The 23,575-nt window shown below is 69.1% G+C and carries 23 protein-coding genes, 1 pseudogene and 1 riboswitch; of the genes and pseudogenes, 15 read left to right on the forward strand and 9 right to left on the reverse strand.

Annotation, left to right across the window (positions count from 1 at the left end; translation table 11 throughout):
* Nucleotides 1-161 precede the first annotated feature (161 nt).
* Genes DL519_RS01600 through DL519_RS01610 form a run of 3 tightly spaced genes read right to left on the reverse strand, consistent with a single transcriptional unit; the run spans nucleotide 162 to nucleotide 3,116 of the window.
* On the reverse strand, nucleotides 162-1,607 hold the full coding sequence (locus tag DL519_RS01600) for an NF041680 family putative transposase (protein WP_223838333.1): 1,446 nt from the start codon (nucleotides 1,605-1,607) through the stop codon (nucleotides 162-164).
* A 41-nt stretch (nucleotides 1,608-1,648) separates the two neighbouring features.
* Complete coding sequence (larC, locus tag DL519_RS01605) at nucleotides 1,649-2,899, reverse strand: nickel pincer cofactor biosynthesis protein LarC (RefSeq protein ID WP_223838334.1); 1,251 nt, start codon at nucleotides 2,897-2,899, stop codon at nucleotides 1,649-1,651.
* Nucleotides 2,859-3,116: a hypothetical protein gene (locus tag DL519_RS01610; RefSeq protein WP_263399790.1), complete on the reverse strand. Its 258-nt coding sequence runs from the start codon at nucleotides 3,114-3,116 to the stop codon at nucleotides 2,859-2,861. Before DL519_RS01610 ends, larC begins: the two co-directional genes overlap by 41 nt.
* Before the next feature lie 80 nt (nucleotides 3,117-3,196).
* Here DL519_RS01610 and DL519_RS01615 point away from each other — a divergent pair, with 80 nt between their 5' ends.
* Nucleotides 3,197-3,379: a substrate-binding domain-containing protein gene (locus DL519_RS01615; RefSeq protein ID WP_190812574.1), complete on the forward strand. Its 183-nt coding sequence runs from the start codon at nucleotides 3,197-3,199 to the stop codon at nucleotides 3,377-3,379.
* 311 nt (nucleotides 3,380-3,690) lie between these two features.
* Here DL519_RS01615 and DL519_RS01620 read toward each other — a convergent pair whose 3' ends face one another.
* Nucleotides 3,691-4,083 (reverse strand): VOC family protein, encoded by a 393-nt coding sequence (locus tag DL519_RS01620; RefSeq protein ID WP_190812575.1) that lies wholly within the window; start codon nucleotides 4,081-4,083, stop codon nucleotides 3,691-3,693.
* Nucleotides 4,084-4,454: 371 nt separating this feature from the next.
* Nucleotides 4,455-4,566, forward strand: a riboswitch (TPP riboswitch).
* Here DL519_RS01620 and DL519_RS01625 point away from each other — a divergent pair.
* Nucleotides 4,557-5,885 (forward strand): purine-cytosine permease family protein, encoded by a 1,329-nt coding sequence (locus DL519_RS01625; RefSeq protein ID WP_190812576.1) that lies wholly within the window; start codon nucleotides 4,557-4,559, stop codon nucleotides 5,883-5,885. It overlaps the preceding riboswitch by 10 nt.
* Before the next feature lie 205 nt (nucleotides 5,886-6,090).
* Here DL519_RS01625 and ispH read toward each other — a convergent pair whose 3' ends face one another.
* The 4 genes from ispH to DL519_RS01645 all read right to left on the reverse strand — a co-directional run bounded on the left by ispH (nucleotide 6,091) and on the right by DL519_RS01645 (nucleotide 11,190).
* Nucleotides 6,091-7,017: a 4-hydroxy-3-methylbut-2-enyl diphosphate reductase gene (ispH, locus tag DL519_RS01630; RefSeq protein WP_190812577.1), complete on the reverse strand. Its 927-nt coding sequence runs from the start codon at nucleotides 7,015-7,017 to the stop codon at nucleotides 6,091-6,093.
* A gap of 98 nt (nucleotides 7,018-7,115) precedes the next feature.
* Nucleotides 7,116-8,159, reverse strand: coding sequence for a family 2 encapsulin nanocompartment cargo protein polyprenyl transferase (locus DL519_RS01635; RefSeq protein ID WP_190812578.1), 1,044 nt, complete (start codon nucleotides 8,157-8,159; stop codon nucleotides 7,116-7,118).
* Nucleotides 8,160-8,204: 45 nt separating this feature from the next.
* Entirely contained in the window at nucleotides 8,205-9,605 is a 1,401-nt protein-coding gene (locus DL519_RS01640) for a family 2B encapsulin nanocompartment shell protein (protein WP_223838336.1), read from the reverse strand.
* Nucleotides 9,606-9,759: 154 nt separating this feature from the next.
* Complete coding sequence (locus DL519_RS01645) at nucleotides 9,760-11,190, reverse strand: family 2B encapsulin nanocompartment shell protein (protein WP_190812579.1); 1,431 nt, start codon at nucleotides 11,188-11,190, stop codon at nucleotides 9,760-9,762.
* 588 nt (nucleotides 11,191-11,778) lie between these two features.
* On the opposite strand from DL519_RS01645, the gene DL519_RS01650 reads away from it, so the two are divergent.
* From DL519_RS01650 to DL519_RS01665, 4 genes are all read left to right on the forward strand, one after another.
* Entirely contained in the window at nucleotides 11,779-12,039 is a 261-nt protein-coding gene (locus DL519_RS01650; RefSeq protein WP_190812580.1) for a helix-turn-helix domain-containing protein, read from the forward strand.
* A complete protein-coding gene (locus DL519_RS01655) occupies nucleotides 12,036-12,803 on the forward strand; it encodes a bestrophin-like domain (protein ID WP_190812581.1) in 768 nt (255 codons plus the stop codon). Before DL519_RS01650 ends, DL519_RS01655 begins: the two co-directional genes overlap by 4 nt.
* Nucleotides 12,803-13,945: a DUF6923 family protein gene (locus DL519_RS01660; RefSeq protein WP_190812582.1), complete on the forward strand. Its 1,143-nt coding sequence runs from the start codon at nucleotides 12,803-12,805 to the stop codon at nucleotides 13,943-13,945. The genes DL519_RS01655 and DL519_RS01660 overlap by 1 nt, the downstream gene beginning before the upstream one ends.
* A gap of 191 nt (nucleotides 13,946-14,136) precedes the next feature.
* On the forward strand, nucleotides 14,137-15,177 hold the full coding sequence (locus DL519_RS01665; RefSeq protein WP_190812583.1) for a cation diffusion facilitator family transporter: 1,041 nt from the start codon (nucleotides 14,137-14,139) through the stop codon (nucleotides 15,175-15,177).
* 315 nt (nucleotides 15,178-15,492) lie between these two features.
* Here DL519_RS01665 and DL519_RS01670 read toward each other — a convergent pair.
* Nucleotides 15,493-15,741 (reverse strand): annotated as a pseudogene (locus DL519_RS01670) (PPOX class F420-dependent oxidoreductase); the annotation flags it as partial.
* A gap of 244 nt (nucleotides 15,742-15,985) precedes the next feature.
* Between DL519_RS01670 and DL519_RS01675 the strand changes: the two are divergent.
* The 9 genes from DL519_RS01675 (at nucleotide 15,986) to DL519_RS01705 (ending at nucleotide 23,396) form a co-directional block, all read left to right on the forward strand.
* The gene (locus DL519_RS01675; RefSeq protein WP_190812584.1) at nucleotides 15,986-16,990 is read left to right on the forward strand and encodes an Lrp/AsnC family transcriptional regulator; all 1,005 of its coding nucleotides are present in this window, start codon (nucleotides 15,986-15,988) and stop codon (nucleotides 16,988-16,990) included.
* A 17-nt stretch (nucleotides 16,991-17,007) separates the two neighbouring features.
* Nucleotides 17,008-17,904, forward strand: a complete 897-nt coding sequence (locus DL519_RS01680) for a polysaccharide deacetylase family protein (RefSeq protein ID WP_190812585.1) — start codon at nucleotides 17,008-17,010, stop codon at nucleotides 17,902-17,904.
* Complete coding sequence (locus DL519_RS01685; RefSeq protein ID WP_190812586.1) at nucleotides 17,901-19,184, forward strand: MFS transporter; 1,284 nt, start codon at nucleotides 17,901-17,903, stop codon at nucleotides 19,182-19,184. Before DL519_RS01680 ends, DL519_RS01685 begins: the two co-directional genes overlap by 4 nt.
* Complete coding sequence (locus tag DL519_RS01690) at nucleotides 19,181-19,924, forward strand: SDR family NAD(P)-dependent oxidoreductase (RefSeq protein WP_190812587.1); 744 nt, start codon at nucleotides 19,181-19,183, stop codon at nucleotides 19,922-19,924. Before DL519_RS01685 ends, DL519_RS01690 begins: the two co-directional genes overlap by 4 nt.
* Complete coding sequence (locus DL519_RS45390; protein WP_223838337.1) at nucleotides 19,921-20,940, forward strand: ketopantoate reductase family protein; 1,020 nt, start codon at nucleotides 19,921-19,923, stop codon at nucleotides 20,938-20,940. The genes DL519_RS01690 and DL519_RS45390 overlap by 4 nt, the downstream gene beginning before the upstream one ends.
* Nucleotides 20,937-22,100, forward strand: a complete 1,164-nt coding sequence (locus DL519_RS45395; protein ID WP_223838338.1) for a M20 family metallopeptidase — start codon at nucleotides 20,937-20,939, stop codon at nucleotides 22,098-22,100. Before DL519_RS45390 ends, DL519_RS45395 begins: the two co-directional genes overlap by 4 nt.
* A gap of 110 nt (nucleotides 22,101-22,210) precedes the next feature.
* Nucleotides 22,211-22,780 (forward strand): alpha/beta fold hydrolase, encoded by a 570-nt coding sequence (locus DL519_RS01700; RefSeq protein ID WP_223838339.1) that lies wholly within the window; start codon nucleotides 22,211-22,213, stop codon nucleotides 22,778-22,780.
* An 11-nt stretch (nucleotides 22,781-22,791) separates the two neighbouring features.
* On the forward strand, nucleotides 22,792-23,043 hold the full coding sequence (locus DL519_RS45400) for an alpha/beta fold hydrolase (RefSeq protein WP_223838340.1): 252 nt from the start codon (nucleotides 22,792-22,794) through the stop codon (nucleotides 23,041-23,043).
* Complete coding sequence (locus tag DL519_RS01705) at nucleotides 23,031-23,396, forward strand: zinc-binding dehydrogenase (protein ID WP_223838341.1); 366 nt, start codon at nucleotides 23,031-23,033, stop codon at nucleotides 23,394-23,396. The genes DL519_RS45400 and DL519_RS01705 overlap by 13 nt, the downstream gene beginning before the upstream one ends.
* Nucleotides 23,397-23,575 lie beyond the last annotated feature (179 nt).

Below are 23,575 nucleotides of genomic sequence, written 5' to 3' on the forward strand. Positions count from 1 at the left end.
TGCCGTTAGGAGCCTGTTGCAAAATTACGCCCACCACGGACCGTGATCGATCGATCACGGCTGAGATGGCCACTGGCGGACAAACGGCGGCGATCGAGACTGATTTGGTACTTCGGTTCAGCCGTTTTCGCCGAAAACGCAACAGGCTCATAGCTTGGGTTTTAACCTGCTTGCTTCTTTCCGGCGGGTTGCCGGGTGTCCGTTTTTTCGGTTTTTTTGCGGACGGGATGGCGTTGAGCAGGACCGGAGCGGGAGCCTGGGGGCCGCCCTGGGCCGGGCCGGGTGGGTTTCGGCACACGCGCGGGGGTCCCGAGACGATCATGGATGTGGCGAAACCCGCGGCGTACCCGGTGCGGGCTTAACGGCCGGTCTGGCTCGGGGCGTCGTTCCCAGGGACGCCGCAGGTCCGTGGTGAGGTTGCGGGCGAGTCTGAGTTGGGTGTAGGCGGCGATCGTCAGCCAGGTCCACCGGTCCTGCTGGGCGGGTGTGCGGGTTTTCGCCGCGGTCCAGCCCAAGGTCGACTTGGCAAAACGGAAGAAATGCTCGATGTCGAACCGCCGTAGGTAGACCCGCCACAGCATGTCCAGATCCAGTGGGACGCCCTCGGGGGCGGCCCACCACAGCCACAGGTCCTTGTGCGGGGCGCGTCCGTCGGGCAGGTGTTCCACGCGGACGTGCACGACCGTGCCGGTGACCACGGGTAGTTCGCTACGGTCGGCGAACCAGCCGCGGGCTTGGATCTTCGGCGACAGCCCGGACCAGGCATGCACCTCAACCCGTCCGTAGCGGTCGGTGTCCACGGTCAGCGTGGCGTCCGGGGTGTGCCAACTGGTGGGGCTGGCGCACTCGAAGCGGGCGCCGTATTTCGGTGGCCGCCCGGTCCTGCCCGGCACCCGCGGCGGCGGTGGGCGGTGAAACACCCGATCGTCACGGTCGAGACGGATCAGCAGTTGCACGTCCACATCAGACACCGCGTCGGTCATCGCGGTAGCCGGATAACCAGAGTCCATCACCATCATCGGTGGAAGGCGGCCCGCTCCACCCGTGCGCCCGGCGGCGCGCAGACGAGTAGCCAACTCCCGGATCTGGGCGGCGGTCACCGCCACGAGATCATCGTCGGGATCCATCCGGACCGCATCCACCGGCGACACCCACGACGAACGACCCCACTGGATGCCCGCAAGCCACGCATAGTTCCAGCCAGGGATCGTCTTACGGTCACCGTCACAGCGACACGACGTATGACAGTGACCGCGATCCGCCGAGCACTCCGCATCCGGTCGCGGGCACACGGTCACATCAGCGGTGAACAGAAGCGGTCCCTCGTCCGCCGCGGCAGGCAACCCATCCACCAGCACATCCCGTACCCCGGCGGCGTCGATCTCCCCGGCCGCCAACGCGTCGTACAACGCGCCATGCCCCCGCCGGAACACCGGCGACAGCGACAACTCCACCAACGAGGTCACCGGCCGCTCACCGCAGGACACCGCATCGCAGAGCTCGAACAACGCATCCGCCCGAGCCGACAGACACCGGTAAAACCCATCCCGGAACCCGGTCACAGCCCCGAACTCGACCGCCTGGCGGTCATCCTGCACACTGATCACGACAGCCCTTGGTTGATCTTCTTCTTTCGTCAGAAGCATGATCACCCAAGGGCTGTTCCCATGATCAACCGGGGCCACAACAACACCCAAAGGTTAAAACCCAAGCATAGAGGAGGTGAACAGGCCGTTCGCTCAACCACCCTGCGGCAGGGGCTCGGAGCCGGCGGCGAGGGCTTGGGCGGCGACGGTTCGGAGGGGGCGGCCGAGGGCCACCGCGGCCGCCGCGACGTCGTCGTGCTCCGGTTTCGTGTGGTGGGGGCCGTGTTTGAGCGGATCGGGTGGCCTTCCACCGTGACCGTCGTGGTGCGGCGGGGCAGGGCTCGGCGGTCCACCGCGTGGCGGCGGATGCCGAGGCTGCCGGTCTCGGCCAGCACCAACCCGGACAGCGCGGGCTCCTGCTCCGGTCGGCACAGCACGTGCAGCACCTGTGCTGGGCGGGACTTCTTCATCGTCGCCGGTGTCGTCCAGGCGTCCGCCGCCCCGGCCGCTAGCGCGCGGGTGATCACGTGCCCCAGCACCTCGCCGGTGACATCGTCCACATTGCACTCCAGGACGACCATCGGCTCTGCGCGACCAGTTCCCAGCGGCACCCCGAGCGTCGCCAAAAGCACGTTGGGGCGCTGGGGGAATCGACGCGTGCCGGCTCCGTATGCAGTGTCCTGCACGGTCATGGCCGGGGGAGGGGTGAACCGGGTTCCGATCGCCTGCAGCAGCGCCGCGCCGGTCGGCGTCACAGTCTCGCCCTGCAGGTCGGTGCCGACGACGGCCGCACCACGCAGCAGCTTCAGCGTGGCTGGAGCGGGCGCGGGCAGCACGCCGTGACTGCACCGCACCGTCCCGCTGCCCAGCGCCAGCGGCGCGGAATGCACTGCGGTGACGCCCAGGGCGTCCAGCGCGGCGGCCACCCCGACCGTATCGACCACGGTGTCCAGCCCGCCGATCTCGTGCAGGTGCACGTCGTCCGGGTGCTGGCCGTGCAAGGCGCCTTCCACTTCGGCGATCGCTCTGTTCGCCGAGGTGGCCAGCTTCGCCACTGGTTCGGGCCGGGCCTGCCGCACGCGCGCGATCAGCTCGGAGGCGTGGCGTTCGGTGCTGGTGTCCTCGACGTCGACCACGGCTTTGGTCGCTGCGATGCCGTCGACCTGGACCTGCTCGGTGGACAGCCGCCAGCCCGGCAGCCAGGTCGACTCGACGGCCGCCCGCACCTGTTCCAGCGGCGCGCCGAGGCCGAGCAGCGCGCCGAGCAGCATGTCACCGGAGACGCCGGTGACCGGGTTGAGCCAGAGGATCATCGGGACTTCGCCACCACCTGGGCCAGCCGGTGCGCGGCCATCGCGGCCCGAACCCGGAATCGATGTTGACCACCGTCAGCCCCGCCGCGCAGGACGTCAGCATCGCCAGCAACGCCGTCACACCCTCCAGCGCCGCGCCGTAACCCGTGGAGGTCGGCACCGCGATCACCGGGCACGCCACCAGGCCGCCGACGGCGCTGGCCAGCGCCCCTTCCATGCCAGCCACAACGATAACCGCGTCGGCCCGGTCGAGTTTCTCGCGCGCCGCCAGCAACCGGTGGATCCCACTACGTCAGCATGTTCGGCCAGGCCGTCGGGGTCCTGCACGCGCTCCGGGAGAGCGGTCGGCGCATCCCGGAGGACGTGTCGGTCATCCGATACGACGATCTGCCCTTCGCGGATTTCCTGGAGCCGTCGCTGACCACGGTGGCGATGCGGCATCGTCGACCGCCACTCGGTCCGCCCGCTTTGATCGCCTAGAAGCAGACGTTCCACCCGGTCGATTCCCGTGAGCGTTTTCGGGTGGGGAGGGCTTGTGCCTTTGAAGCGGCGCCAGCCGCTCAACCTACCCTCGCAGCTTGGGAGATCCCGGGCTGTGTTCTGCCTGGCGGTTCCGCTGGTCGCCCCGGCGGCGGGAGTGGCCTGGGTCTGCCTCGCCAACCGGTGTGAAGCGAACGGACTCTTCACTTCGATAGACGGCACGAACGGGCCGTTCGCTTCAACCCGCACCTTTTAAAACGCCTCAGTAGAGGCCAATCCGCTCACGGGTCCTGACATGGCCAGGTGGTGGGTCAGCTGGATTGGTCGCCGCTGCCGTAGGGGCGGGTGAGGATCTCCAGGACGTGGCCGTCGGGGTCGTCGAAGTAGACGCCGCGCCCACCGTCCCGGGTGTTGATCCGCCCCGCCTCGTGGTGCCCCGGGTCCGCCCAGTACGGCAGGTCCTGCGCCTGGATCCGCGCGAAGATCTCGTCGAACTCGCCTTCGCTGACCAGGAACGCGTAGTGCTGCGGGTTGATCTCCTCGCCGGTCTCCAGGTAGTCCAGCGTGACGTCGTTGCTGGTCTGGACGCACATGAACGGCCCGAAGGGTTCCGGTTCGGGCAGCCCGAGCAGGTCGGCGACGAACCGCGCGTTGGCGGTCTTGTCGGAAGTGGTGACGATCGTGTGGTTGAGCTGGACGGCCATGGGTTTGCTCGCTTTCCTCGTCGTGCTGCGGTACTCCCGAGGCTAGGAGTTAGACCAAGGTCGAGGTCAATGGGAACCGCAGCCGGACCGGCTCAGGCATCGCCCGTCCGGGTGGCGATCCGCCTGCGCGGGTGCCCGGCGGCCTACCGCCGAGCGGCCGGGAACCGGCGAGGAACGGAGAGCGAGGAACGGAGAGCGAGGAACGGAGAGCGAGGAACGGAGAGCGAGGAACGGAGAGCAGGCCGTCGATCGGGAATCCGCCTACGAACTGCGGGCGAAGAAGGTCGCCGCGCCGGAGCCGCCCGAAGCAACCGCCACAGGTGATCGGGCCCACCTGACATCGGTCACCTCGTCGGGGTAAGGTGCCTCCGACTTATCCACGCGGGAGCTCGGGCGCACCGGGCTGAGAGGGTGGCCGCACGCGCCACCGACCGCAGAACCTGTCCGGATAATGCCGGCGTAGGGAGCTGTTGATGGCGCTTGACGTCGATCGTGCCGAAGTTCCGCACACCCTGGACGAACCGGCGCCCAGGACGCTGGGCGTGCTTGACCAGGGCGCGTTCTGGGGCAACCTCGGGGTGAGCCTGCTCGGGTTCAGCGGGGCGCTGGCCGTGCTCGCGCCGAGCGGAGTGCCGCAGCTGTCCTTCACGGCCGCCGTCACCGCGTGCGTGGTGGGCACCGTGATCGGCAGCATCATGGTCGGCATTTCGGCGATCCCCGGGGCGCGCACCGGGGCGCCCGCGATGATGTTGCTGCGCGGCCTTTTCGGCACCAAGCTGTCGTACCTGCCGACCGTGCTGAACGCCCTGCAGCTGGTCGGCTGGGGCACCTTCGAGCTGCTGGTGATCGCGCAGGGCGCGGAGGCGCTGTTCGGTGGCGGCCCGCGGTGGTTGTACGTGGTGCTGGCCGGGGCTCTGACCACCGCGCTCACGCTGCGCCCGCTCGGCGCGCTGCGCCTGCTGCGGCGCTACGTCAGCATCGCGGTGGCGATCGCGATGGTGTACTTCTTCGTTCAGCTGCTGGTTAGCCACCCGCTGCCGGACATGAACACCGGTTCCTGGCAGGGGTTCTGGCCGGGTGCGGACGCCGCGCTGGCGGTCGCGGTGTCCTGGATCCCGGTCGCCTCGGACTACTCGCGGCACTCGAAGTCGGCGACCGGCGCGTTCACCGCCGCGACGGTGGGCTACTCAGTCACCCAGATCGCCTGCTACCTGCTGGGGCTGCTCGGGTTGGCGCTGGTCGCCGGCGATGCCGACAAGGCGTTCGACCCGCTGCTGGCGGTGCCGCTCGGGGTGATCTTCTTCGGGATCCTGGTGCTTCGCGAGGTCGACCAGTCCTTCGCCAACACCTACTCGACCGCGGTCTCCATCCAGAACCTGCGGCCCAGCGCGGACCGCCGGGTGTTGTGCCTGGTCATCGGCGCGGTGATCACGCTGCTCGCGCTGACCCTGGACATCGCCGAGTTCTCGAACTTCCTGCTGCTGATCGGCTCGGTGTTCGTGCCGATGTTCGGCGTGCTTGCGGTGGACTACTTCGTGCACGCCCGCCGCCGCGACTGGGACCTGTCCGCGCAGGCTCCGTCCCGCTGGGGCATGCTGCTGGCCTGGCTGCTCGGCTTCTCGGCGTTCCAGCTGATCAACCCGGGCGAGCTCGGCTGGTGGAGCCGGCTGTGGACGGGTGCGCGGGACGCGCTCGGCTTCACGGTACCGACGTGGATGAGCGCTGCCCTCACCTCATTCCTCGTGGCGGCCCTTGCGGCTGCGATCATCGGAGCCTTCCGCCGCCGCACCGAGGAAAGCTGAGTTCAGGGGCAACCGTGGCGAAGGTCGTGGGTGCCCCTCAACCAACTGCTAGTCCGCCTCCCAGCGGATCCGCGTGCGGGGCGGCACGCGCTGACCGGCCGAGCAGCAGCCGGAGTGCGGCCGGAGGACGTCGACCCTGGTGATCAACACCCATCTGCACGTGGACCCACTTCCCGGGTTCCGGGCCATCGCCCGGGCAACCCGTTCAGCGGAGTGTGGCCGGTAGGCCGAAGCGGATCTCTTCGCGGGTCGTCTCGTGCTCGATGACCGTGGCCGGTTCGAGGTGGTCGATGACGTCCTCGACCAGGCCCGGCGGAGCCGAGGCTCCCGCGGTGAAGCCGATCGTCTCGGCGCCGGTGAGCCATGCGGGTTGGATGTCGGTGACGTCGTCGATCAGGTGGGCGGCGGTGCCCTGGCGGCGGGCCAGCTCCACCAGGCGCTTCGAGTTCGACGAGTTCGCCGAGCCGATCACCAGCACCAGGTCGCACTCCCCGGCGATCGCCGACAGCGCGTCCTGCCGATTGGTGCTGGCGTAGCAGATGTCCTTCGAGGACGGCCCACGGACGGCCGGGAAGCGGCGCCGCAGCGCGGCGACGATGTCCGCCGTCTCGTCCACGGCGAGGGTGGTCTGCGTCAGGTAGGACACCCGCCTCGGGTCCGGCACCTCGATCTCGCCGACGTCCTCGACGGATTCCACCAGCACCGTCTGGTCGGGCGCCTCGCCGAGCGTGCCCTCCACCTCCTCGTGTCCACTGTGGCCGATGAGCACCAGGGTGTCGCCGCGCCCTGCGAACCGCCGCGCCTCGGCGTGCACCTTCGCCACCAGCGGGCAGGTCGCGTCGATGACCGTCAGGCCCCGCCGCTGCGCTTCCTCCCGCACGGCAGGGGAAACTCCGTGCGCCGAGAAGACCACGGTGGCGCCGTCGGGCACCGCGTCGAGCTCGTCGACGAACACCGCGCCCCGGCTCTCCAGATCGGCCACCACGTGCGTGTTGTGCACGATCTGCTTGCGCACGTAGATCGGGCCGCCGCGGAGCGCGAGCGCCTGCTCCACGATCTCGATGGCGCGGTCGACCCCGGCGCAGAACGAGCGCGGCGCGGCGAGCAGCACCGTGCGCTGTTGACTCGACATGACTGCACTCCAAAATCGGTCGGCTGTTGCCGAACGCCGGCCGCTGCCCGGAGGCGGTGCTCCCAGATGCGGGTGGCGGCCGCGATCGGTGGTCGGCTTCAGTGGTCGCGGCGGGTCACCAGGTGGGCGAGGGCGCTGAGCTCCTCGGCCGCGCGCGGGGCCGGGTCGCAGCGGTGCAGGTCGCTCAGCGCGGATGCGAGCAGGTCGTCCGCTTGGTTCTGGCTCCAGGCGCGCCCGCCGGCCAGCGCGATCAGATCGGCGGCTTGGGCCAGGTCGCTGCCGGACAGCGGCTGGTCGCGGAGGTAGAGGGCGGCCAGCCGCCGACCGGCCGGCGTGCCGGAGGTCAGCGCGGAAACCACCGGCAGGGTCTTCTTGCGGGTGCGCAGGTCGGAGAACACCGGTTTGCCGGTGACCGCCGGATCGCCCCAGATCCCGAGCAGGTCGTCGACGTGCTGGAAAGCCAGCCCCAGCCGCTCGCCGAAGCTGCGGAGCCGGGCGATCTGGTCGGCCTTGCCGCCGCCGAACATCGCGCCGAGAGCGCAGGCGCAACCCAGCAGCGCCCCCGTTTTGTCCCGGGCCATCCGCTGGCATTCGGCCAGTTCGACGTTGCGCCGGTCCTCGAAGGCGAGGTCCGCGATCTGGCCGTTGATCAGATTCAGCACGGCGGTGTTCAAGGTCCGCATCGCAGTGGCCGCCTCGGGATGCCGGCACGAGGACAGCACGTCGGCGGCGAGTGACTGCATGGCATCGCCGACGAGGATGGCGGGGCCGCTGCCGAACACCGTCCACGCCGTCGGGCGGTGTCTCCGGGAGACATCGCCGTCCATCACATCGTCGTGCAGCAGCGAGAAGTTGTGCGCCAGCTCCACCGCGACGGCTGCGGGTACCGCGTCGGCCGGATCTCCGCCGACAGCGCCGGCGGCGAGCAGCACCATCGTGGGGCGCAACGCCTTTCCCCGGTCGGCGCGGACCGGATTGCCGCGCTCGTCCAGCCAACCGAGGTGGTAGCCGGAGATCTGCTGCATGCGGGTGGGCAACCGGTCGACCGCTGCCCGCAGGGCGGGCTCGACCATCGCGCGGCTACGCGTCAGCGCCTCGTAGGCCGTACCCGCTTTGTGGGCATCCTGGTGAATGGTGGTCATCCGATTTCCCTTCGACCGATCTTGCTGTGCTGGGAAGAAGCGTTGTCAGCGGCCGATCTCGACGCGTTCGAGGATGCCGAGGGCGTCCGGGACCAGGACGGCGGTGGAGAAGTAGGCGCTGACGAGGTAGGAGATGACCGCTTGGTCGTTGATGCCCATGAAGCGCACCGACAGGCCGGGCCGGTACTCGTCGGGGATGCCGGTCTGCTGGAGGCCGACGACGCCCTGGCCGTCCTCGCCGGTGCGCATCGCCAGGATGGAGCTGGTGCCGCGGTCGCTGATCGGGATCTTGTCGCTGGGCAGGAGCGGCACGCCCCGCCAGGCGTGCACCTGGCGGCCCTGCGCCTCGGTGGTCTGCGGGTAGATGCCGCGGCGGTTGCACTCCCGGCCGAAGGCGGCGATGGTCTGCGGGTGGGCCAGGAAGAACCGGGTCTTGCGGCGGCGGGAGAGCAGTTCGTCGAGGTCGTCGGGGGTGGGCGGGCCGGTACGGGTGTGGATCCGCTGGCGGAGGTCCGCGTTGTGCAGCAGGCCGAAGTGGCGGTTGTTGATCAGTTCGTGCTCTTGCCGTTCGCGCAGCGCTTCGATGGTCAGCCGTAGCTGCTGCTCGGTCTGGTTCATCGGCTGGTTGTAGAGGTCCGCGACGCGGCTGTGCACCCGGAGGACCGCTTGCGCGACGTTGAGTTCGTATTCGCGGGGTTTGAGCTCGTAGTCGACGTAGGTGCCGGCCAGCGTCGGTTCGCCAGAGTGCCCGGAAGCGACCTCGATGTCCGCCTCGCCGTGCTTGTTCTGGGCCGGCGCCGGGTTGTCGCGGTTGTTGGCTATGTGCGTCCGGAGCCGCTCGAACTGGTTGTTCACCTCCTGCAGTGCCCGAGTGCTCAGCGTCAGGGCGATGCACGGCGTGACCGCTTTGTAAGTGTGGTTCCAAGTCGCCTGATCGGCGGCCAGCGCGTGTGCGCCGAAGAACTCGCCGTCGGCGAGCACTTTCAGCACGGTGTCGTCGCCGTACTCGCCGGTGCCGATCTTGTTGACCTTGCCGTGCGCGATGAGCACTACCCGGTCCGCGAGCTCTCCGGCGGTCGCGATCACCTGGCCCTGCTCGAACTCACGCTGCTCGAAGCGGTCGGCCAGCGCACCCAGCACCGAATCGTCGTCGAATCCGCGCAGCAGCGGCAGTTCGCCGAGTTCCTGCGGGATGACCCGCACGTCGGCGCCGGTGTTAGTGAAGGTGATCCGCCCGTCCCCGACGGCGTAGGTCAACCGCCGATTGACCCGGTAAGTTCCCGCCGACACGTCCACCCACGGCAGCATCCGCAGCAACCACCGCGAGGTGGTGCCCTGCATCTGCGGCTGGGACTTGGTCGTCGTCGCCAGGTTCCGCGCCGCCGCCGTGCTGAGGCTTTGCGCGTTCTGCTCCTCGACGCCGAGGTCCGGCTCTGTCACGGTCACGATGTCTTCTCTCCTTGAAGCGCGAAGCTGGTGCCGGGTTCATGGCGATGTCGGTCGGATGTGCATCGGGGACCGGAGCGGGCGGGTCGAGACCACCCGCTCCGGAGCGTTTTCCTCGAACTCCCAAGGCGTTCCGATGTGGACGGACGCGGGATCAGCTCTCCCGGCCGAGTTCGACGTGTTCGAGCACCGCGATCGCGTCGGGGACCAGGATCGCCGCCGAGTAGTAGGCGCTGACCAGGTACGAGACGACCGCCTGGTCGTTGACGCCCATGAAGCGCACCGACAGGCCGGGCCGGTACTCGTCCGGGATGCCGGTCTGGTGCAGGCCGACGACGCCCTGGTTCTCCTCACCGGTGCGGACGAGCAGAACGGAGCTGGTGCGGGTGTCGCTGACGTGCAGCTTGTTGCACGGCAGGATCGGTACCCCGCGCCACGCCGGCACCTGGTGGCCACCGAGGTCGATGCTCTGCGGGTAGATGCCGCGCTTGCTGCACTCCTGCCCGAACGCCGCGATCGTGCGCGGGTGGGCGAGGAAGAACCCGGGATCCTTCCACACGAGCGCAAGCAGTTCGTCGAGGTCGTCGGGGGTGGGCGGGCCGGTGCGGGTGTGGATCCGCTGGCGGAGGTCCGCGTTGTGCAGCAGGCCGAAGTCGCGGTTGTTGATCAGCTCCTCTTCCTGCCGCTCGCGCAGCGCTTCGATGGTCAGCCGTAGCTGCTGCTCGGTCTGGTTCATCGGCTGGTTGTAGAGGTCCGCGACGCGGCTGTGCACGCGCAGAACCGTCTGTGCGACGCTGAGTTCGTACTCCCTGGGCGCGAGCTCGTATTCGACGTAGGTGCCGGCCAGCGTCGGTTCGCCGGAGTGCCCGGAGGCGACCTCGATGTCCGCCTCGCCGTGCACGTTGTGCGCGCCCTTCGGTCCGGACAGCGCGGACCGGATGTATTCGCGCAGCGCCTCGGAGCTGCCGTTCATGTCGTGGAAGGACTGCTGCCGCAAGGAAAGCACGGTACAAGGCGTGACCGCTTTGTAGGTGTGGTTCCAGGTGGTCGTTTCGCCGCCGAGGATGTGCGCGCCGAAGTACTCGCCGTCGGCGAGGACGCCCAGGACGGTGTCGTCGCCGTACTCGCCGGTGCCGATCTTGTTGATCTTGCCGTGTGCGATGAGCACGACCTGGTCCGCCGGCTGCCCGGCGGTGGCGATGACCTGGCCCGGCTCGAACTCACGCTGCTCGAAGCGGTCGGCCAGCGCACCCAGCACCGAATCGTCGTCGAATCCGCGCAGCAGCGGGAGTTCCCGCAGCTCTTGCGGGATGACCCGGATGTCGGCGCCGGTGTTGGTGAAGGTGACCCGTCCGTCGCCGAGGGTGTAGCTCAGCCGCCGGTTGACCCGGTACGCGCCGCCGGAGGCCTGCACCCACGGCAGCATCCGCAGCAGCCACCGCGACGTGATGCCCTGCATCTGCGGGACGGATTTCGTCGTCGTGGCCAGGTTCCGCGCCGCCGCCGTGCTCAGGCTCAACTGCGGCGCTTCGGCGTCGCCGGTGTTGAGCGGATCCGTCACAGTCACGCCAATACCACCAATCATCTCTGTTCGTGAAGGGGCGGCCAGGAAATCTTGAACAGTGATTGTTCAGGGAATTCGAGGAGTCCGAATGGAAATGTCCCGAGGCGGGAATGCCGTCGGTTCCGGAGCGTGCCTTCTCGCTGCCGACGGCGACGTTAGCACCAGCGAACTCGGCCGTACAGTCACCCGAACGTGCTGCGTGTGATGGACCGGACCGGCGCGAATGTCGCATCGTCAAGATCACCTGAATCGCGGCTTGCGCGGAACGCAGCGTGATCGTCGACGCGATCGCATTCCGGTATTCGGCCAAATGGATTCCGCTTGAACCAATCAAATGCGCAATTTCCGGCATATTCCCCGGGGGGATTGCTCCGGGTGGGCGACGAAGCTGTGATCTCGGATTCCACGAATCGGGTTATCCGGGTTCTGGCGATCGAGGAGTACTGTTCGGTTCACGTTGAAACCGAGTTCTGCCCGGTTCTTCTTCGGAAATCCTGAAATTGCGTCGACCAGACGTTGTCGGCGCCCGCGGCTTGAGTTTGGGAGGCGGGGGAGCGTGTGCGAATGCGGCGTCCAGTCGATCGGAGCGACTCGGGGGGAGATGTCGGCATGAAGTGGAACCTGCGGTTGGTCGCGGCCCAGCGCGGCATCTGGAAGGCCACCGACATGCAGCGGCGGCTCGCCGAGCGTGGCCTGGTCATCTCCGCCGGGAAGATGTCCGGTCTGTGGTCCAAGACCCCGGCCAGCCTGAAGCTGGACGACCTCGACATCATCTGCGCGGTGCTCGGGTGCGGCGTCGGCGACCTGCTGGTGCCCGATCCCCGGCGGGTCGTGGTGCGCGGCGAATCCGCCGTCGGAGGCGCGGAATGAGCATCTACCTCAACGGCCTGATCTGGGTGCTGAGCGCGTCGGTGGCCGCCGCGGTGATCGGCTACCTGGTGCGCCGGTTCGGTCAGGACGAGGGGCGACCGAGCAACAACGACGCGGCCGGCCAGGTGTTCACCATCGTCAGCGGTCTGCAGGCGGTGGTGCTGGCCTTCGTGCTGGTGACGCTGTTCGATACCGTGACCGACGCGCGTGAAGGCGTCTACCGGGAGGCGCAGTCCCTGGTTTCGGTTTCCTGGGCGGCGGATGCGCTGCCCGGGTCGACCGGTGACGAGGCGCGCGAGCTCAGCACGCAGTACGTGCGCACGGTCATCGACGGGGAATGGCCCGTCATGCAGCAGAGCGGCCAGGTGGACGGGCCGGGTTGGGCGCAGCTCGACCAGTTGCGGGCGACGGTGCTGCAAGCGCCCGCCGACGGGGAGTTCCAGGAGGCCCGCAAGACCGAGGCGATCACCCAGCTCGGGCAGGTCTACCAGGAGCGGCACGAGCGGCTCACCAGGGCGTTCGACCGCGGCGTGGTCGCGGTCGTGTGGTTCGTGCTGATCCTGGGCAGCGTGGTGTGCGTGCTGCTGGCGAACCTCTTCGGCGGCACCAGGCTGTTCCCGCACATCTTGCTGGTGTCCACATTGGCCGGTGCGTTGGCGTTGCTGCTGTTCGCGATCTTCCAGTTGCAGAACCCGTTCAGCGGCGGATCGCGGATCGGTCCGGACGCATTCCTGTGGGCGCTCGAACGGCTCGGTCGAAGTTGATGCGGTGGCGTTTCGCGGCGGTGCCGGCGGCCCTTGCGGCGGTTCTGGCGGCCCCGGCAGGCTGGGTGATGTCCGCGGGAGCGGCACCGGGATGCACGGTGCTGCAGGTCCGCAACATCGGGCCGGGCTCGGTTTCCGCGCTGTACCGGGTGGTGCTACCGGCTGCGGACAGCACCGGGCTCGGCATGCTGGAGTACCGGATGAACGCGCTCGGCTATTCCGGTTCGCAGGGCCTGGTGTACGGCATGGCCGAGCGGGGCCCGTTCGGGCGGTTCCCCGACGGCGCCCACGTGGTGGCGCTGGACCCGGCCGGACGGGCGCATGACCTGGGTCCGGTGCGAGCCGCCGCGCGTCTGCTGACCGCCCCGAAAGCCGGTGCGATCAAGGGGAACCGCTGGTACGTCGGGGATGGCGGATTCCTGTACGCAGTGGACGTCGATCCGACGAGTGCGACGTACCTGAGCGTGCTGTCGATGACGGCGATCCAGCCGTGGCACGGGCCGTTCGCGCTGGACGACTTCGACGTCGATCCGGTGGACGGCGAGCTGTACGGGGTTTCGATGACCCACCACGGCCTGCCGGCGGTCGTGCGCATCGACCGGGGCAGCGGGCGCGTCAGCAAGCTGGCGGATGCGCCGGGGTTGCCGCCGAGCGGCTACGGATCGGTGGTGATCGGTCCCGACCGGGCCCTCTACGTCACGGCCAACCAGGTCGGCGGGCTGTACCGGGTCAGCCGCGACGGTTCGGTGACGAGGCTGGCCGCGGTGCCACCGATGTCGAGCTCCGACGCCGCCGGGTGCCTGCGCCAGACCCCACCGCCCAGCCCTCCGCCGCCCCAGCCGCCGACCACGACTCCATCGACCCAGCCGCCGCTTTCGACGACCCCAGCTCCGACGCCGACCTCGAAGCTCCCCAGCCAAAGCTCCACTGCGCCCACGCCGAGCCGGATTCAGCCATCGACCCTGCCGACGTCCTCCCGGCCGTCCCCCGCACCGCCTCCGGAGCCCGGCGCCTACGCTCCGCCGACGCCGGAACCGGGCGCTGATCACGCTGGGCATGACACCAAGGAGAAGCGGCGCTGGGCCCTGGCGATGTTGCTCCTGTTGATCGGCGGCAGCGCCGCAGTGCGCCGCCTTCGCTGAGACCGCTACCCGTGAGTGGTTCTGGTCGCGATAGCGCCCAAAATCACTCACGGGCTTTCGTCCACTTCGGACTTCTAGTGCTTCCGCAAATGGCCTCCAGTTGCGATTTCCTCTCAATAGCAGCGTTGTCGCATGCCTGGTCAGCGGCCTATCGTTCGGGGTGTTCCGGTCACCGAACCCGAGGAGGACCGGTGGATTCCGGAAGTCGAACTCCGCAGCGCGGACGCGGTCACGGCCACACGCACCGCCGCGGCGGCGCGTGGGCGCGGCTGAAGCATGCGGTGACGCCGCACAGCCACGACGCCGCCGAGGTCGTCGACGGGGCGTTGGAAGCCAGCCGCAAGGGGATGCGGGCGTTGTGGATCTCCTTCGCGGCGCTGCTGGTCACTGCCATCGGCCAGGCGTTCCTGGTCGCCTTCACCGGGTCCGTCGCGCTGCTCGGCGACACGCTGCACAACTTCGCTGACGCGATGACCGCGGTGCCGCTCGCGATCGCGTTCCTGCTGGCCCGGCACGCGGCGACCCGCCGCTTCACCTACGGGCTGGGCCGGTCCGAAGACCTGGCCGGGCTGGTCATCCTCGCGGTGATCGCGGCTTCGGCGGCGATGGCGGGCTGGGAGGCGATCCGGCGGCTGATCGACCCGCAGCAGGTCGATCACCTGGGCTGGCTCGTGGCCGCCGGGCTGCTGGGTTTCGCCGGGAACGAGTTGGTCGCCCGCTACCGCATCCGGGTCGGCCGGGAGATCGGCTCGGCCGCCCTGGTCGCCGACGGACTGCACGCGCGCACTGACGGGTTCACCAGCCTCGCGGTGCTCGGCTCGGCCGGTGGCGCCGCACTGGGCTGGCGGTGGGCCGACCCGGTGATCGGCCTGCTGATCACGGCGGCGATCGTTGCGGTGCTTTGGGGCTCGGCGAAGGAAGTCCTCGGTCGGGTGCTCGACGCGGTGGACCCCGAACTGGTCGGCCGCGCGGAACTTGCTTTGACCAGCGCGCCCGGGGTGCGCAGGGTCGACGGGCTGCGGATGCGCTGGATCGGTCACACGCTGCACGCCGAGGCCGAACTGGACGTCGCCCCGGAGCTCAGCCTGGCGGATGCGCACCGCATCGCGCACGACGCCGAACACCGCCTGTGGCACGCCCTGCCTCGACTCGGCGGAGCGGTGATCCACACCCACCCGGCGGGCCCGCAGGCAACGGCCGACCACGACCTGGTCGCACACCACCGGCGCTGAACAGGACCACAAGTCGCTAGAGCCGCCACAAAGGCGCTATGAGCCTGTTGCAATATTACGCCCACCACGGACCGTGATCGATCACGGCTGAGATGGCCACTGGCGGACAAACGGCGGCGATCGAGACTGATTTGGTACTTCGGTTCAGCCGTTTTCGCCGAAAACGCAACAGGCTCCTATTGGCGTGAACGGTCCGTTCGCTTCACACCAGCGACTCCAGCTGCGCCTCCATTGCCTTCCTCGCGGTGCTCTACGCGGCTGACATGCTGATGATGTTCCTGCTGCCGGGACCGCAAGGGCGAATCCCTCCAGTAGCTAGGCGAGGCGGGGCGGGAAGCCGCCGGTGGCGATCGGGCCCCAGCGTTCGATGTGGATGCGGATCAGGGACTTGTTCTGCCGGGCCATCGCCTCCCGGTACTCGTCCCAGTCCGGGTGCTCGCCGGAGATGCAGCGGAAGTACTCGACGAGCCCGTCGAGCGCCGCGGGCATGTCCAGCACCTCGGCGCGGCCGTCGACCTGCACGTACGGCCCGTTCCACTCGTCGGAGAGCACGCAGATCGACACCACGGCCGCCCCGGTCATGTCTGCCGAAGGTTCCGCGGTGGCGTGCTCGGTGCTCTGATCCATCTGGAACAGGGCGATTTCACGATCTTCACGGAGGATTCCTGCACACGCGGACGTGAGGACGATGGTTTGCAGGTATCCACGTTAAATTAACGAGTGAATAGAAAAATCCCCATTCCAGCCAACCTTAGATGCGGGAATCCGTCATTGACCCACGTCATGGTGCGGATTAACGTTCCGCGCCGTGACGCAACCTCGCATCGTCGCCACGGCCGATGAGCTGGACCGCCGCATCATCGCGGCCCTCCAGCTCAACGGCCGGGCCTCCTGGAGCGCCATCGCGCGGTGGGCGGGTGCCAGCGAGTCGACGGTGCAACGCCGCTTCAACGCCTTGCACGCCCGCGGCCTGCTGCGCGTCGTCGGTGCCATCGACCTCAACCGCACCGACGGCGGAACGTCGATGCTGGTGCGGATCCAGGCGCGGCCCGGCAAGGGGCGGGAGCTCGCCGAGACGCTGGCCGCCCGTCCGGAGGCCAGGTTCCTGGCCATCGTCACCGGCGCCGCCGACCTCATCGTCGACTTCGTCGCCCGCGACAACGACGAGATGCTGCGCGTGCTGTTCACCGACCTGCCCGGTGCCGACCTCATCGCCGGCACCGAGAACGTGGCGGTGATCCGCACCTTCACCACGGCACCGCTGTGGGACAGCGGAGTGCTGCCGCCCGCTGCCGCGCAGGACCTGCGCCCGAGAACCAGCCTGCCGTACGACCGGGACGACTGGGATGCACCGCCGGACGCGCTGCCGGACCTCGAACGCGCCGTCGCCGACGAGTTGGAGCGCGACGGGCGCGTGCCGATGGCTGTCCTCGCCCGCACGCTCGGCCGCAGTGAGTCCACTGTGGCCCGCGCGCTCGACCGCTTGATCTCGCGCGGGAATCTGCTGTTCCGCACGTTGGCCGAGCCGCAGTTGCTCGGCTACGACGCCGAATTCATGCTCTGGCTCTCGGTCGAGCCCGGTCGGTGGGAAGAGGCCGGGCGGCGGCTCGCCGAGCATCCCGCCACCAAGTTCCTCGCCGCGACCACCGGCAGGTTCAACCTCGTCGGCCAGATGGTGCTGCCCCGGAGGACCGACCTGGTCCGCTACGTGAACGACGTGATCGGCGGGCTGCCCGGCCTGACCGCGTCGGACGTGACCCTGCACCTGGCCACGCTCAAACGTGCGTGGACCAGGGTCGACCAGATCCGCTGACGCCTGAGGAGGCGCTGATGTCCGATTCACCCTGGCAGTGGCCCGAAGAGGTCTGGCGCGGCCACGTCGAAGCCGTGCGCGCCGGGCGTCCGCTGACCCCGGCCGCCTGGCCCGGTGGGGCGCGCGTCGCCGTGGCCCTGTCGTTCGATTCCGATCACGAGACGATCCCGCTGCGCGACGGCGAGACCAGCCCCGGGCGGCTCGCGCAGGGCGAGTACGGTTCGCGCATTGCCGCCCCGCGGATCCTGGACCTGCTGGCCCGCCACGAGATCCCGGCGACGTTCTTCGTCCCCGCCGTGTCCGCTCTGCTGCACCCGGAGGAAGTCAAGTCCTATGTGGATGGTGGACATGAACTGGCGGTGCACGGCTGGATCCACGAGCGGAACACGCTGCTTGCCAAGGACGACGAGACGGCCCTGATCGCCCGCGCGCTGGACGTGCTGACCGAGCTGTCGGGCACCCGGCCGGTGGGCATCCGGACCCCGTCCTGGGACTTCTCCGACACCACCCTGGACACCATCCGCGAGCTCGGCTTCCGGTACGACTCCTCGCTGATGGCCGACGACGAGCCGTACGAGATCATCGCGCGCGGCGAACCGACCGGTCTGGTGGAGATTCCGGTGGACTGGATCCGCGACGACGCGCCGTACTTCACCATGGACCGCTACGGCGGCGCGCGGCCCTACACCCGGCCGCGCGATGTGCTGGAGATCTGGATCGACGAGTTCGACGAGGCGTACCGGTCCGGTGGCGTCTTCCAGCTGACGCTGCACCCGCACGTCATCGGGCACCGCTCGCGGTTGGTGATCCTCCGCGAGCTCGTCGACCACATCCGCGGGCACCGCGACGTCTGGTTCGCCACCCACGCCGAGCTCGCCGAGGTGGCGCACGTGGAACTGGGGAGCGGCAGATGACCACCACGACCGGCACTCGGCTGACCGGGGCGCACCGCAAGGCGATCGTCGCCGGCACCATCGGCAACACCGTCGAATGGGTCGACTGGGCCCTGTACTCGATCTTCGTCAAGATCATCGCCGACGAGTTCTTCCCGCGCGGCGACGGCGCGGTGGGCCTGCTGTCGACCCTGGCCGTCTTCGCGGTCGGGTTCGTGATGCGGCCGGTGGGCGCGGCGGTGCTCGGTGCTTACGCCGACCGGCACGGCCGCAAGAAGGGCCTGACGCTGACCATTGGACTGATGGCCGGCTCGTCGTTCGTGATCGCCCTGACGCCGAACTACGACACGATCGGCCTCTTCGCCTCGGTCATCCTGCTCGTGGCGCGACTGGTGCAGGGCTTCTCGGCCGGTGGCGAGTTCGGCTCGTCCGCGGCGTTCCTGGTGGAGTCCACCACACCCGGTCGGCGGGCGTTCGCCGGTTCGTGGCAGCAGGTTTCGGTCGGCGGCGGCACGCTGATCGCCTCGCTGCTAGGCACGGTGCTCACCTCCACGCTCAGCGACGACGCGCTGCACTCGTGGGGATGGCGGCTGGCGTTCGTCGTCGGCGGGCTGCTCGGGCTGATCGGGCTGTGGCTGCGGGTGTCGGTTGAGGACACCGAGTCGTTCACCGCGATGTCCGCCGCCGGCGAGAGGAAGGCGAACCCGCTCAAAACGATGTTCCGGGAACACCCGGGGGCCGCTTTGCGTGTCGTCGGCATCACCGTCGCTGGCACCCTGACGTACTACATCTGGATCACCTATCTGCCGACCTACGTGCACATCTCCACCGGAATTCCGCTCAACCTAGCTCTGCTTTCGCAGACGTTGTGTCTGGTCGTGTTCGTCGTGCTGCTGCCGTTCGTCGGGATGCTCTCGGACCGGATCGGGCGCAAGCCCACGATGAGCGCGTTCGCCGTCGGGTTCGTGGTGTTGGCCTGGCCGCTCCTGCAGCTCTTGGACGGCAGCTTCGGCATGTTGGTCGCCGTCCAGCTGACCGGCATGCTGCTTATCCTCGGCTACTCGGCCAACTGCGCCGTGATCATGGCCGAGCAGTTCCCGCCGGAAGTGCGGGCGACCGGGATCGCGCTGCCGTACGCACTGGCTGTGGCGCTGTTCGGCGGCACCGCGCCGTACGTCACGACCTGGCTGAGCGAATCCGGGCACGGCGACACGCTGTGGATCTACGTCAGCGTCGCGGCGCTGGTATCGCTGGTGGTGTACCTGACTATGCCGGAGACCAAGGACAAGGAGTTCAAGTGACCGGTCATGTGCTGATCACCGGTGCTACCGGCGGGTTGGGGCGGGCCATCGCGCGGGAGTTCACCGACTTCGGCGCGGCGCTGATCACGCTCGCCGACCGTACCGGGCCGGACGTGCTCGAAGCGGACCTGGAGCAACCCGAAGAGCCGGGGCGCATGGTGCGGGAGGCGTGGTCGCGCGCGCCGGTGGACGTGCTGGTCAACTGCGCTGGGACCTACCCGTCGGTGGACATGCTCGACGTCACGGCGCAGCAGTGGGATCGGATCTTCGCCCTCAACGTCCGGGCGCCGGTGCTGGCGACGCAGGAGCTTGCCAGGCGAGCGATCGCCGCCGGACGACCGGCGTCGGTGGTGAACATATCCTCCGGCGCGGCGCTGCGTGCCCGCCCCGGCGGCGGGCCATACGCGAGTTCGAAGGCGGCACTGGAGATGGCTACCCGTGCCGCCGCGCTCGAACTCGGCGCGCACGGGATTCGGGTCAACGCGGTCAGCCCGGGGTTCATCGCGGTCGACAGCGATTGCAACCCGGTGGCTCCCGAGTACGCCGCCGCGGTGTCGCGGAACCCGTTGGGACGGCCAGGAACCCCGTACGACGTTGCGCGGGCCGTGCGGTGGATCGCCGGGCCCGAGGCGGCGTGGGTGACCGGGGAGGTGCTGCGCGTGGACGGCGGCTCGAACACCGGCGCTGCGCATCTGCCCAGGTTGTGGCCGCCGGCCGAGGAGAAGGGGAGCGACGAATGACCTACACGGTCGTAGGTGGCGGTGCGATCGGCGGCACGCTGGCGTTCGACCTGGTTGCCGCCGGGCATGACGTGCTGATCGTCGATGCCGATGCTGAGCACGTCCAGGCGATCCGGGAGCACGGCCTGCGGCTGGAGCGCGGCGGAAGCCGCACCGCCGTCGAGGTGCGCGCGTGCACGGTGGCGGAGTTCACCGGCACCGCGGACCGCGTGCTGCTCGCGGTCAAGGCCCAGGCCACTGCGGCCGCGGCGGAGTGGATCGGCGAGCGGCTCGATCCGGACGGTTACGTCGTGTCCGTGCAGAACGGCTTCAACGAGCCGGTAATCGCGGAACGCGTCGGCTCGTCGCGCACCGTTGCCGCGTTCGTCAACCTCTTCGCCGACGTCGTCGAGCCCGGCGTGGTCCGGGACGGCGGTGCCGGGGCACTGGTGATCGGTGAACCTGGCGGGGCTGCGGTGTCGCAGCGCGTCCGGGACCTCGTGCACGACTTGCAAGCGTGGGGACCGGCGCAGGCCAGCGACAACGTCGACGGATTCCTCTGGGCGAAAGGGGGATTCGGCGCGATGCTGGCCGCGACCGCGCTGGCGGACGCGCCGATGGCAGACCTGATCGAGCGGCACGCCGCCGCCATGCACGGGCTGGCCGAGGAGGTCTTCGGCGTCGCGATGGCGCTCGGCATCAGGCTGGAGGCGTTCGATGCCTTCGAGCCGGCAGCCTTCGTCCGCGGCGTGTCGGCGGAGCAGCGGCGGGCCGCGACGGATCGGTTGGTGGCGTGGTTGCGCACCCAGCCCAAGGACCGCAGCGGCATTTGGCGGGATCTCGCGGTGCGGCGTCGGCCGGTCGAGGTCACCGCCCACTACCGGACCGTGCTGGACCGAGCCGCCGCCGCCGACCTGCCCCTGCTGCGCACCGTGCTCGACGGGTTGCGGGAGCTGGAGCGGGATCCGGCGGGGATGTCTGAGGCGCGCCTCGACGAGCTTGACGGACTGGCGCAGGGATCGAAGGGAGTCGTATGAACACCGTTCTGACCGATGCGCAGGCGAAGGGCGTGCGGGCTTGGCTGGCCGAGCGCGAGGAGCAGATCGTCGCCGACATCGCCGACTACGTCCGGATCGAGAGTCCCAGCGATGACGTGGCCGCGCTGGGGGAGTGCCTGCGCTGGCTGGAGAACTGGCTCGACGAGCGGCTCGGGCAACCGGAAAGCCGCCAGGTGCACGCCCGCGAGGACGCCGGTGACGTCAGCATCCGCAGGTACTCCGGGGCTGGCAAGCCGCTGCTGCTGCTCGCGCACTACGACACGGTGTGGCCGCTCGGGACGATCGAGGAACTGCCCTTCCAGCGGACCGGCGACACGCTGACCGGTCCCGGCGTGTTCGACATGAAAGCGGGCCTGGTCCAGGCAGTTTGGGCGCTGTGCGCGCTGGACGCGCTGGACCTTCCCCGGCCCGCGTTCACGCTGCTGCTCAACGGCGACGAGGAGACCGGCAGCAAGGCTTCTTCGGACGTCATCCGCACCGAAGCGAAGCGGGCCCGCGCCGCCTTGTGCTTCGAAGCGAGCGCGGACGGCGCGATCAAGACCTCACGCAAGGGCGTCGGGCTGTTCACCGTGACCGTGACCGGCGAGGAGGGCCACGCCGGACTGGACCCCACCGCCGGATCCAGCGCGGTGCACGAGATCGCGCACCAGATCATCGCCTGCCGGGCCTTGCAGGACATGGACGCGGGAACATCGGTCAACATCGGTGTGGTGCGAGGTGGCACGCGCGCCAACGTCACGGCCGGGGCGGCGGGCGCCGACCTGGACATCCGAGTGGCGACGGTGGCGGAGCAGGAGCGCATCGCGGCCGGGCTCGCCGCGCTGACGCCGGTCGACCCGAAGGCGAAGATCGAGGTCACCGGCGAGTGGAACCGGCCGGTGTTCGAGCGAACCGGTGGTGTGGCGGAACTGTTCGCGCTCGCCAGGGAATGTGCCGCGCCGCTGGGTCTGGACCTGCAGGAAATCGCGGTGGGCGGCGCGAGTGACGGCAACTTCGCGCTCGATGCCGGAACCCCCGTCCTGGACGGGATCGGCGCGGTGGGGGCGGGCGCTCATGCACGCAGCGAGCACGCCACGGTCAGCGGCATGATCGAACGCGCCGCCCTGGCCGCAGGCGTTCTCGCCGCACTGACCAGGTAGGGCGCGAGTTTCCGGTCCCTTTCCCGGTGCCTTGCGCTTTCGGTGCGGCTGGGAGGCAGCGGTCGACGTTTGCCTCGGCACGAGGATCGGTCCCAAGTGGGAGGTTCGGGGTGCCATTCGCTACCACCGACGACGGAATACGCCTGCACTACGAGGAAAGCGGCTCCGGGGTGCCGCTGATCTTCGTGCACGAGTTCGGCGGGGACCACCGCTCGTGGGAACCGCAGGTCCGGCATTTCGCCCGCCGGTGCCGCTGCGTCGTGTACGCGGCGCGCGGCTACCCGCCGTCGGACGTACCTACCGAGCCGGAGCGCTACGGCCAGTACCGCGCGGTCGACGACCTGGTAACGGTGCTGGATGCGATCGGCGCGTACCGCGCGCACGTCGTCGGCAACTCGATGGGCGGGTTCTGCACGCTCCACTTCGGACTCCGCTACCCCGAGCGGGCTCGGTCGCTGGTCATCGCCGGGTGCGGTTACGGCGCGCACCCCGAAGCCCGGGAGGAGTTCCGCGCGGAATCCGAGAAGATCGCGGTGTCCTTCGACACCGAAGGCCCGGCGGAGACCGCCAAGTGGTACGGCTTCGGCCCACCCGCGTGCAGTTCGAGAACAAGGACCCGCGCGGGCACGCCGAACACGTCGCGGCGCTCGCCGAGCACGACCCGGTCGGCGCGGCCCTGACGATGCGCGGCGTGCAGAAGGCCCGCCCGTCGTTTTACGACCTGCGGGCGGAACTGGCCGCAATGGACGTGCCCGCGCTGATCGTCGCCGGTGACGAGGACGACCGAGTGCTGGAGACCGACCTGATGCTCAAGCGGACCATCCCGCGCAGCGGACTGGTCGTGCTGCCCAAGACCGGCCACGTCACGAACCTAGAAGAGCCCGAGCTGTTCAACCACCACGTCGAACGCTTCTTGGCGCTGTGGAGGCGGTGCCCGAGTTGACCTCGGGCGGTGTGCACTACTCGTTCGAAGCGGTCGGGCTGGCCAGCGCCGCCGAGCAGAGCTTCCAGATGCTCCGCCCCGGCGGGACGGCGACGATCATCGGCATGATCCCCTTCGGCGAGAAGATCTCCCTGGACGGCTTCTCGTTCCTCCGCGAGCGCAAGATCCAGGGCTCCTCGATGGGATCCAACCGGTTCCGCGTCGACATGCCCCGCTACGTCGACATGTACCTCGCGGGCAAGCTCGACCTCGACTCGATGGTCAGCGGCACGACCACCCTCGACGACATCAACCAGGCCTACGAGACCCTGAAGAAGGGCGAGGTCGCCCGCCAACTCATCACCTTCGGCTGACCGCATTTCCCGGGAAGGTCTCCTTGGGCAACTGGGTCGTCGGGCTGGCGCAAGGACTTTTTGCGCCGCGCTGGCGCGAACCCACTCCGCTGCGGGCGTTCGTGAGCGATCGCCATCACTTGCAGTGACGCACCAGGTACAGTGCTTGGTCGCGTCTCTTCCAGCGTTGATTCGGACTT

It is taken from the genome of Saccharopolyspora pogona (assembly GCF_014697215.1).
Lineage (GTDB): Bacteria > Actinomycetota > Actinomycetes > Mycobacteriales > Pseudonocardiaceae > Saccharopolyspora > Saccharopolyspora hattusasensis.